Raw genomic sequence first — 10,777 nt, forward strand, 5'->3', positions numbered from 1 at the left:
TCTGGCTTTTGCTCTGCTTTTGCTTTTGCTCTGCTTTTGCTTTTGATCTGAGTCGCCCCGTCAACCACGCTGGCCGAACGCAGGCTTGAATCCGTGGGCAACCCGGCAGGACGCCGGGTTAGCCGCGCTGGGCCATGGATGGCCCATCGCGGCGGCCCACGGATTCAAGCCTTCGTTCGGGCACACCGAAGCGTGAGCGAGGTGCCGAGTGGTGGGGCGAGGACTTTTTGCTTACTTTTTGGTCCTTCAAAAAGTGAGCCGCTGTAAGAGCGGAACCCTAAGTGGCCGTTACCGAAGGAATGGATATGTACTCCGACTAGACATCCCTGCCAACCGGCAGACCGCCTTCGCGAGCAAGCCCGCTCCCACAATTGGAATGTGCCAGGTCAGCAAGATACTGGGCAGCTCGGAGGTCGCTGTCGCAGGCAAGCCAGCTCCCACAGTTTGATTGCGGTGAATCAACTCATCAGGGCGCCTGCCAACCACCGCCCAGGCTCTGGATCAGCGCCACACTGCCCTGGCTCAACTGCCCCTGCGTATCACGCAAATTCTGCTCCGCCTGCAGCAACACCAATTGCTGAGTCAACACCGTCTCCCGACTGACAGTGCCCGCACGCAACTGCGCTTGCTGACTGCCGAACAACTGCTGATTGCGCTGGTACACCTGCTGGAAGGCATCTGCCTGAGTTTGCAGATGATTGATCGCCGACAAATTGTCCTCGACATTCTGCAAGGCACTCAACACCGTGCCCCGGTAGCTGGCGGCGATCTGGTCATAACTGGCCTCAGCCTGCTTGACCGCCGCCTCGCGCGCGCCGCCATCAAAAATCGTCTCCGCCAACGCCGGGCCCAACGTCCAGATGCGGTTGGGCAACGAAAACAACCCACCCAGCGCACTGCCGCGATAACCCAGTTGAGCCGTGAGGTCGAGAGTGGGGAAAAACGCCGCCTGCGCCACGCCGATCTTGGCATTCGCCGCCGCCGCCGAGCGCTCGGCCGCAACCACATCAGGCCGGCGTTGCAACAAAGTCGAGGCCAAGGTCAACGGTGGCCGTGGCACCACGAATGCAAAATCAGTCCGTGGCGCAAGGCTGAACTCACTCGGCGCCACGCCCACCAGCACCGCCAAGGCATGCTCGTACTGCTCGCGATCACGCAGCGAGGTCTGCAAGCCGGCTATCGAGGTGGTCAATTGATCCTGAGCCACCAGCAACTGGTCATTGGTCGCCACGCCCTGGGTGAACTGCGCCTGGATCATGTCGAGCAATTGCTGATTGATGGTCTGCTGCTGTTGCAACAGGCGCACATCGATATCCATCTGCCGCAACGCCAGGTAATTACTCGCCACGCTGGAACTGATCGACAACCGCACACCGGCCAGCAACGCATCCGATTGCTGGGCTGTGGCCTGGCTCGATTCGATGCCCCGGCGCACTTCACCCCACAAATCCGGCTCCCAGCTTGCGGTCAAGGTGGCGCTGACACTGTTCTTCACCCCGGTCGATGCGGTGGTGGTGCTGGACGTGCTGCCGTCGCCGCCCTCGCCACGCGAACCGGACAAGCCCACGCCCACCGTCGGCCACAACCCGGCGCGGCTCGATGCCACCTGCGCCTGGGCCAACCGATACGCCGCCTCAGCCGCAATGATCGACTGGTTGGCCTTGGCCGAACGCGCCACCAAGTCATTGAGCACCGGGTCCTGATAGGCCAGCCACCACTGGCTGTCCAACGCCCCTTGGGGGTTGGAGACCGCGCGCTGCCACTGCGCGCCCTCCTTGAACGACTGTGGCAGTTCCATCGCCGGTTTCTGATAATCCGGCCCCACCATGCAGCCCCCCAGCACCAGGCTGGCCAACAGCACGCTATATCTGAGTTTCATGACCTTGCTTCCTTGTGCCGCCCCAGGCGCTGAGACGCCCGGTCGAGCCAGAGGTAAATCACCGGAGTGGTGTAGAGCGTCAGCACCTGGCTGAACAACAGCCCACCAATAATCGAAATCCCCAACGGCCGGCGCAGTTCCGAGCCATAACCTGAGCCGAGCACCAGCGGCAGCGCGCCGAGAATCGCCGCCAGCGTTGTCATCATGATCGGCCGGAAGCGGATCAGGCAGGCGCGCCGGATCGCTTCCTTGGCCGTGAGGCCGAACTCCCGCCGTTCGGTGATCGCGAAGTCGATCATCATGATTGCGTTCTTCTTCACGATGCCGATCAACAGGATCACGCCCACCAGCGCGATGATCGACAGTTCGGTGCCGGTCAGCAGCAAGGCGATCAACGCGCCGACGCCCGCCGAGGGCAAGGTGGAAAGGATAGTCAGCGGGTGCATCAGGTTTTCATACAGAATGCCCAACACGATGTACACCGAGAGCAATGCGGCGACGATCAGCAGCGGCTCGCTGGCCACCGACGACTGGAACACCTGGGCCGTGCCGGCAAACTGGCCGGTGACGCTGGCCGGCATGCGCAGCTGTTTCACCGCGTCCTCCACCAGCGCGGTGGCCTGGCCGATCGAGGTGCCGGGGGCGAGGTTGAACGAGACGGTCACGGCCGGAAAAGTGCCTTGGTGGCTGATCGAAATCGCCGTGCGCGAGATGCTGTTATCGGCCAGCGCAGACAGCGGCACCAACGTCGTGGGTGCGGTCAGGTTCGGCGCGGCGGTGGTGCCTTTGGCCGCCACTGCGGTGTTGCCGGCCGGCACATAAATCCCCTTGAGCGCTTGAGGGTCGGTCCAGTACTGCGGGGCGATTTCCATCACCACGTGGTACTGGTTGGCGGCGCGGTAAAGGGTCGAGACCTGACGCTGGCCGAACGCGTCGTACAGCGTCTGATCCACCGCCGACATGCCCACGCCGAGCCGCGCGGCGGTGTCGCGGTTGATGCTCACATTGGCCAATAGACTGTTGTCTTGCTGGTCGGTGTTCAAGTCGGTGAGTTGCGGCAACTTATGCAGCACCTCCACCACCTTGGGCACCCATTCATCCAGGGATTGCTGGTCGTCGGCAGTCAGCGTGTATTGGTACTGCGCGCCGCTTTGTCGGCCGCCCACGGTGATGTCCTGGGCGGCCTGCAAAAACAGCTTGGTGCCAGGCAGATCGCCGAGGCTGCGGCGGATCTGGCCGATCACATCGACAGCACTGTCCTTGCGCTGATCAATCGGCTTGAGCAGCACAAACAGCTGCGCACTGTTGACCGCCCCGCCGCCACCGCCACCGCCGCCGACAAACCCGGCAGCAGTTTCCACATTGGGGTTTTGCATGACCTTGTGGTTGATCTGGGTGAAGTCCTTTTGCATCGCCCCGTAGGAAATACTCTGCGCCGCGATGATGCTGCCCTGCAGGCGGCCGGTGTCTTCCTGGGGAAAGAAGCCCTTGGGCACCAGCACGTACAGCACGCCCGCGAGCACGATCACCAGCACCGTCACCACGCCCATCAGGATCGAGTGCTCGATCACCCAGCCCAGCGTGCGGTCGTAGAAGCGGTGAAAGCGTGAGTCCGGGTGCTCATTGCCTTCGCGGATTTCCTTGGGCGCGCGCAGCAGCACGCTGGCGAGCATCGGCGTCACCGTCAGCGAAATCACCATCGAGATGACGATGGCCACCGACAGCGACACCGAGAACTCGCGAAACAGCCGCCCGACAATCCCGCCCATCAGCAGCAACGGAATAAACACCGCCACCAGCGACACGCTGATGGTCAGCACCGTAAAACCGACTTCCTGCGCCCCGGCCAGCGCGGCTTCCACCCGCGTCTTGCCGCGCTCCAGGTGACGCATGATGTTTTCCACCACCACGATCGCATCGTCGACCACAAAGCCGGTGGAAATGGTCAGCGCCATCAACGACAGGTTATTCAGGCTGTAGCCGAGGAAGTACATCGCGCCAAAGGTGCCAAGCAACGACAACGGCACCACCACAGCCGGCACCAGAGTGCTGCGCCAGTCGCGGAAGAAGCCGAAGGTCACCAGCGTCACCAGCAGGATCGAGGCCAGCAAGGTCACTTCCACGTCATGCAACGACGCACGAATGGTGGTGGTGCGATCCATCAACAGGTTGAGCTTGATCGACGCCGGGATCGAGCTTTGCAAAAACGGCAGCGACGCTTTCACCGCGTCCACCGTGTCGATCACGTTGGCGCCCGGCTGCTTGAACACCACCAGCAGCACCGCCGGCTTGCCGTTGGACAGGCCGAAGTTGCGCAGGTCCTGCACGTCTTCGCGCACGTAACCGAGGTCGGCAATGTGGATCAGGTCGCCGTTACTGGCCTTGACCACCAGCGGCCCGTAATCGTTGCTGTCGAGCAACTGGTCATTCGCGCCAATGCCATACGAGCGATCGCCCACCGCCACATTGCCCTTGGGCAGGTTGGCGTTGGAGGCGCCGATGACCTGGCGCACCTGCTCCAGGCTCACGCCGTACTGGTTCAGCCGGTCCGGGTTCAGCTCAATGCGCACCGCCGGCAATGCGCCGCCGCCCACCGTGACGTCGCCGACGCCAGTGGTCTGCAACAGGCGTTGTTCGAGTACCGTCGAGGCGGCGTCATACATCTGCCCCGGCGTGGCGCTGTCGGAGGTCAGGCTGATGATCAGGATCGGCGAATCGGCCGGGTTGACCTTGCGGTAGGTCGGGTTGCCGGACAAGTCGCTGGGCAAGTTACTGCGCGCGGCGTTGATCGCCGCCTGCACGTCCCGCGCGGCGCCGTCGATGTCGCGGCTCAGATCAAACTGCATAGTGATGCGCGTCGAGCCGAGGCTGCTGGCGGAGGTCATTTGCGTGACCCCGGCGATCTGCCCGAACTGGCGCTCCAGCGGCGTGGCCACGGAGCTGGCGACGGTGGTCGGGTCGGCGCCAGGTAATGAGGCGCTGACGCTGATGGTGGGGAAATCCACTTCCGGCAACGGCGCCACCGGCAACAGGTTGAAGGCCAGCACACCAAACAACGCCAGCCCGGCCGCCAGCAGCGTGGTGGCAATCGGGCGATGGATAAACGGCGCGCTGAGGTTCATCGCATCATTCCAGCGCCACCGGGCGACGGCTGAAACGCTGCCCCAGGCCGTGCATGGCGAGGAAGATCACCGGCGTGGAAAACAGCGTGAGCAACTGACTGAGCAACAGCCCGCCGATAATCGCGATGCCCAGCGGGTGGCGCAGCTCCGAGCCGATGCCGGTGCCCAGCGCCAACGGCACCGCGCCGAACAGCGAGGCCATGCTGGTCATCAGGATCGGCCGAAAGCGCAGCTCCGCCGCCTGGCGAATCGCTTCCACCGGGCTCAAGCTGCCCTCGCGTAGAAGCTCCAGCGCGAAGTCGACCATCATGATGCCGTTTTTCATGACGATGCCGATCAGCAACACAATGCCGATCAGGCCGATGATGTCGAACTGCGTGCCCGTCACCAGCAACGCCAGCAACGCGCCGAGGGCCGCCGACAACAGGGTCGACAGGATGGTCACCGGGTGCACGAAGCTCTCGTACAGAATGCCCAGCATCAGGTACACCACCACAATCGCCGCCAACACCAGAAACACCTGGTTGGACAGCGATGCCTGGAACGTCGCCGCCGCACCTTCAAGATTGGCTTGCACCGACAACGGCAGGCCGACTTTGGCTTCAATGTCCTGCAGCCGCGTCACCGCTGCGCCCAGCGTCTGGCCGGGCGCGAGGTTGAACGACACGTCCGCATAGGGAAACTGCCCCAGGCGGTTGATGGTGACCGGCGAACGCACCACCTCCAGGGTCGCCATGCTCGACAGCGGCGCCACGCCACCGCCGGGAATGTCCACGTACAAACCGGTGAGCAAGTCCGGCAAATTGCGCGGCGGGTGGTCGGTGGCGATCACCACGTGGTACTGGTTGAGCTGGGTGTAAATGGTCGAGACCTGGCGCTGGCCAAACGCGTCGTAGAGCACATCGTCGATGGCCTGCGGGGTAATCCCCAGGCGCGAGGCGGTGGCGCGGTCGAAGGTCAGCTTGATCTGGTTGCCAAACTGCATGGCCTGGCTTTGCACGTCGGTGAACATCGGGTCTTGCTTGATCGCGGCGAGCAACTTGGTGGTCCACTGCTCCAGCTCATCCGGGTCGGTGGCTTGCAGGCCCAGGCGGTAACTGGTGGTGGACACCGTGGCGTCCAGGGTCAGGTCCTGCACCGAGTGCAGGTACAGGCGGATGCCGGCGTCGTCGGCATTCGCATCGGCCAGACGGCGGATCACTTCGGTGGCGCTGTCTCGCTCGCCACGGGCCTTAAGGTTGATCAGCAAGTTGCCCTGGTTGATGGTCGGGTTGGTCTGGTCGATACCGACGAACGACGACAGGCTTTGCACCGCCGGGTCCTTGAGGATACGTGCGGCCAGGCGTTGCTGTTCAACCTGCATCTGCTGGAACGAGATAGTCGGCGAGGCCTGGGAAATGCCCTGGATCAGGCCGGTGTCCTGATCGGGAAAAAAGCCCTTGGGCATGATCACCAAGGTGAACAAGGTCAGCGCGGCGGTGAGCACCACCGAGATCAGCGTCAAGGTGCGGTGCGCCAACACCCAATCCAGGCCGCGCACATAGTGGTTGTTGATGCGGTCGAAGAAGTCCGGGCGGCGCTCTTCATGCTTGGACTTGAGCATGCGCGCGCACATCATTGGCGTCAGCGTCAGTGAAATCACCGCCGAAATCACGATGGTCACCGCCACGGTCATGGCGAATTCGCGGAACAACCGCCCGACCACATCGCCCATGAACAGCAGCGGGATCATCACCGCAATCAGCGCGATGGACAGCGAGATAATGGTGAAGCCAATCTGCTCCGCGCCCTTGAGCGCCGCTTGCAACGGCGTGTCGCCGGCCTCCAGGTAGCGAGTGATGTTTTCGATCATGACGATGGCGTCATCGACCACAAAACCGATGGCGATGGTCAATGCCATCAACGTCAGGTTGTTCAGGGAAAAGCCCAGCGCGTAGGCCACCGCCAGGGTGCCGATCAGCGTCAGCGGGATGGTCACGGCCGGAATGATCGTGGCCGGGATATTGCGCAGGAAGATGAAGATCACGATCACCACCAGCAAAATCGCCAGCCCCAGCTCGTACTGCACATCGGTGACCGAGGCGCGGATGGTCTGGGTGCGGTCGGTGAGCACCGCGACCTTCAAGGTGCCCGGCAGGCTGGCGCGTAATTTGGGCAGCAGCTGCTGCACACGGTCGACCACTTCGATCACGTTGGCGCCGGGCTGGCGCTGGATATTCAGCACGATGGATGGCGTGTCATTGGTCCACGCCGCCTGGCGAGGGTTTTCCGCGCCCTGGGTGGAACTGGCGATCTGCGACAGGCGAATCGGCGCGCCATTTTTGTAGGCAATCACCAGGTCGCGGTATTCCTCGGCCGACTGCAGTTGGTCGTTGGCGCCAATGGAATAGGCCTGGAACTTGCCATCGATATTGCCCTTGGCCTGGTTGACGTTGGCCGTACCCAGCGAGGTGCGCAGGTCATCCAGGGACAGGCCGAGGCTGTTCAGCGCCGAGGTGTTGGCCTCGACCCGCACCGCCGGGCGCTGGCCGCCACTGATGGTGACCAGGCCGACGCCGGTGATCTGCGAGATTTTCTGTGCCAGGCGCGTGTCGGCCAGGTCTTCGACCTTGGTCAGCGGCAACATGTCGGAGGTCAACGACAGGGTCAGCACCGGCGCATCCGCCGGGTTGACCTTGCTGTACACCGGCGGGTACGGCAGGTTGGCCGGCAGGAAGGTGCCCGCCGCGTTGATCGCCGCCTGCACTTCCTGTTCGGCCACGTCCAGCGACAGCGACAAATCGAATTGCAGGGTCACCACCGAAGCGCCGTCCGAGCTGGTCGAGTTCATCGACTTGAGCCCCGGCATTTCGCCGAGCTGGCGCTCCAGCGGCGCGGTAATCGACGAGCTGACCACGTCCGGGCTGGCACCGGGGTATTGGGTGAACACCTGGATGGTCGGGTAATCCACCTCCGGCAGCGCCGACACCGACAGCAAGTGGTAACCCAACAGGCCGAGCAGCAACACCGCGACCATCATCAGCGTGGTGGCCACCGGGCGTTCGATAAAGGGCCGCGAAATATTCATGCTCGGCGGCTCCTCACTGGGCGACGACCTTCACCGCCGAGCCGTCGTCGAGCTTGTCGGCGCCTTCGGTGATCACCTGCTCACCGGCCTTGACGCCATTGTCGAGCACCGCCGAGACATCGCCGGTGGACGGGCCGGTCTTGATCGTGCGCAGGCTGGCCTTGTTGCCGTTGACCACAAACACGAAGTCGCCCTTGCTGCCGTGCTGGATCGCACGGGTCGGGACCACGGCGATCTGGCTCAAGGTGTCGGCCTTGAGCCGGGCGTTGACGAACTGATTGGGAAACAGCGCATTGCCCGAATCATCGAACTGCGCCTTGACCTTGATCGTGCCGGTGCTGGTGTCCACCTGGTTATCCAGCGCCAGCAGGCTGCCGGTGGCGAGCAACGATTGTTTGTTGCGGTCGTAGGCCAGCACCGTGACGCTGCCGCGCGCCAGGGCCTGGTTGATCGCCCCCAGGTCATCTTCGGGCACGGCGAACACCACGGTGGCCGGGTTCATCTGGGTGATGACCACGATGCCGGTGGTGCTGGCGGTGGTCACGTAGTTGCCGGGATCGACCAGGCGCAGACCGACCACGCCATCCACCGGGGAGGTGATGGTGCAGTAGCTCAATTGCACGTCGAGGTTTTGTACGTTGCCTTGGTCGGCGGCCACAGTGCCTTGTTGTTGCTGCACCAGCGAGGCCTGGGTATCAAGGGTTTGCTGGCTGGTGGAGCCGGCTTTGACCAGGTCGCGGTAACGGGCCAGGTCGCGCTGGGCATTGCTCAACACCGCCTGGTCATGCGCCAGGGTGCCCTTGGCCACGGCCAGTTGCGCCTTGAGCGCGCGGTCGTCGATACGGGCGATGACCTGGCCTTTGCTGACGTGCTGGCCTTCCTTGAATTCCACGCTGCTGAGGATGCCATCGACCTGGGTCACCACCGTGACACTGCGGGTGGGTGTGACGGTGCCGAGGGCGTCGATGTACACCGGCACATCCTGCAAGGCTACCGGCACTGCTGCTACCGGTTCGCCGGGGGACACGGGCTTGCCTTTATGGGCGCCGCCAAACAAATGCATGCCCAGGCCAATCAACAGCGCCACCACCAATAACGCGCCAACCACCCAGGCGAACGTACGTCGTCTGCTTTTCTCCACGGTTTCTCACTCGAACGCCGACTACAGGACTGAACGCCGGCCCAGATGGCCGCGTCCTTGCTCTGAACTCTAGCAGCGCGGCCAGCCTGTGCCTGTACTACCGTGAATACGTTCAGCATCAAGACAGATAAAGTCAGCTGCAACGCCCGGCGTACAAGGGCTGCGCCGGCATTCTTGAGCGCTGCGTCAAGCCGGTGCTACCATGCTCGACCGCCTGTCCTGGCAAGGAAAATCCTGGTTTATGAGCACCATTCGCGAGCGCAATAAAGAAATGATCCTGCGGGCGGCCAGCGAGGAGTTTGCCGACAAGGGCTTCGCCGCGACCAAAACCAGCGACATCGCCGCCAAGGCCGGGCTGCCCAAGCCCAACGTCTATTACTACTTCAAGTCCAAGGACAACCTCTACCGCGAGGTGCTCGAAAGCATTATCGAGCCGATCCTGGCGGCGTCCACGCCGTTCAATCCAGACGGCGAGCCCGCGGTGGTACTGAGCAATTACATCCGCTCCAAGATCCGCATCTCCCGCGACCTGCCGTTCGCCTCCAAGGTATTCGCCAGCGAAATCATGCACGGCGCACCGCACCTGAGCAGCCAGCAGGTCGAGCAACTGAACGCCCAGGCCAAGCACAACATCGACTGCATCCAGAGCTGGGTGGATCGCGGCCTGATCGCCGCCATTGACCCCCATCACCTGATGTTCAGCATCTGGGCGGCGACGCAGACCTATGCCGACTTTGATTGGCAGATATCGGCCGTGACCGGCAAGGCCAAGCTGGATGAGGCCGATTATGAAGCGGCGGCGCAGACAATTATTCGGTTGGTGCTTAAGGGGTGTGAGCCGGACTGAGAGACCGCAGTATGGCCATCGCAGGCAAGCCAGCTCCCACCTTTGGAACTGTGCCAGACACACGCTGTATGAACACCGCAAAGCCAATGTGGGAGCGGGCTTGCCCGCGATAGCGCCCTCCCCTACACATCCTGCCAAAAGCCTGTCAATCAACCCCTGCTTTCCACACCTAGCCTCTCAGAACACCATCTGAAAAGAGGCCATGGAATGCCTGATCTCCCCGCATCAAAACGACTGCGCATCGGTCGTTACAGCGAATCCAACCGAATTTACCTACTCACCACCAACACCCTTGATCGCGCGCCCATTTTCAAGGACTTCAAACTTGGCCGACTGGTTGTCCAACAATTCAGAATCGCCCAGAACCAAGGCTTGGCAACGTCGTTGGCATGGGTAGTCATGCCTGACCATTTCCACTGGCTTATCTCACTAGAGAAAGGTTCCCTTTGCGACTTGATGCGCCAGGTGAAATCCAAAAGCACTCGAGTCGTAAATGCAGTTGCCGGGCGTCAGGGACGTCTTTGGCAACCTGGATTTCACGATCATGCCGTGCGGCGCGAAGAAAGCCTGGAAGGTATAGCCCGCTACATTGTGGCCAACCCCCTGCGAGCAGGCCTGGTGAAGAAGTTTGGCGATTATCCGCTTTGGGATGCGATTTGGATTTGACTGAAGACCGAGTCGCCGCCATCGCGGGGCACCCCCCCCCCCCCACATGGCAGCC

Annotated in this window: 6 protein-coding genes; 2 read left to right on the forward strand and 4 right to left on the reverse strand. The window is 62.5% G+C overall.

The features are described 5' to 3' along the window. Positions 1 to 466: 466 nt before the first annotated feature. Genes NTD89_RS27735 through NTD89_RS27750 form a run of 4 tightly spaced genes read right to left on the reverse strand, consistent with a single transcriptional unit; the run spans position 467 to position 9,209 of the window. On the reverse strand, positions 467 to 1,879 hold the full coding sequence (locus tag NTD89_RS27735; RefSeq protein WP_262210692.1) for an efflux transporter outer membrane subunit: 1,413 nt from the start codon (positions 1,877 to 1,879) through the stop codon (positions 467 to 469). Further along, the gene (locus NTD89_RS27740) at positions 1,876 to 5,001 is read right to left on the reverse strand and encodes an efflux RND transporter permease subunit (protein ID WP_262210693.1); all 3,126 of its coding nucleotides are present in this window, start codon (positions 4,999 to 5,001) and stop codon (positions 1,876 to 1,878) included. The genes NTD89_RS27735 and NTD89_RS27740 overlap by 4 nt, the downstream gene beginning before the upstream one ends. A gap of 4 nt (positions 5,002 to 5,005) precedes the next feature. Next, positions 5,006 to 8,068 (reverse strand): efflux RND transporter permease subunit, encoded by a 3,063-nt coding sequence (locus NTD89_RS27745; protein ID WP_262210695.1) that lies wholly within the window; start codon positions 8,066 to 8,068, stop codon positions 5,006 to 5,008. Between the two features lie 13 nt (positions 8,069 to 8,081). Further along, positions 8,082 to 9,209 (reverse strand): efflux RND transporter periplasmic adaptor subunit, encoded by a 1,128-nt coding sequence (locus tag NTD89_RS27750; protein WP_145165013.1) that lies wholly within the window; start codon positions 9,207 to 9,209, stop codon positions 8,082 to 8,084. Between the two features lie 241 nt (positions 9,210 to 9,450). Here NTD89_RS27750 and NTD89_RS27755 point away from each other — a divergent pair, with 241 nt between their 5' ends. Both NTD89_RS27755 and NTD89_RS27760 read left to right on the forward strand, forming a co-directional pair. Continuing rightward, the gene (locus tag NTD89_RS27755) at positions 9,451 to 10,056 is read left to right on the forward strand and encodes a TetR/AcrR family transcriptional regulator (RefSeq protein WP_145165015.1); all 606 of its coding nucleotides are present in this window, start codon (positions 9,451 to 9,453) and stop codon (positions 10,054 to 10,056) included. A 207-nt stretch (positions 10,057 to 10,263) separates the two neighbouring features. Continuing rightward, positions 10,264 to 10,722 (forward strand): REP-associated tyrosine transposase, encoded by a 459-nt coding sequence (locus NTD89_RS27760; protein ID WP_145165017.1) that lies wholly within the window; start codon positions 10,264 to 10,266, stop codon positions 10,720 to 10,722. The last annotated feature ends 55 nt before the right edge of the window (positions 10,723 to 10,777 follow it).

This window comes from Pseudomonas sp. 14P_5.3_Bac1, from assembly GCF_025466135.1.
Lineage (GTDB): Bacteria > Pseudomonadota > Gammaproteobacteria > Pseudomonadales > Pseudomonadaceae > Aquipseudomonas.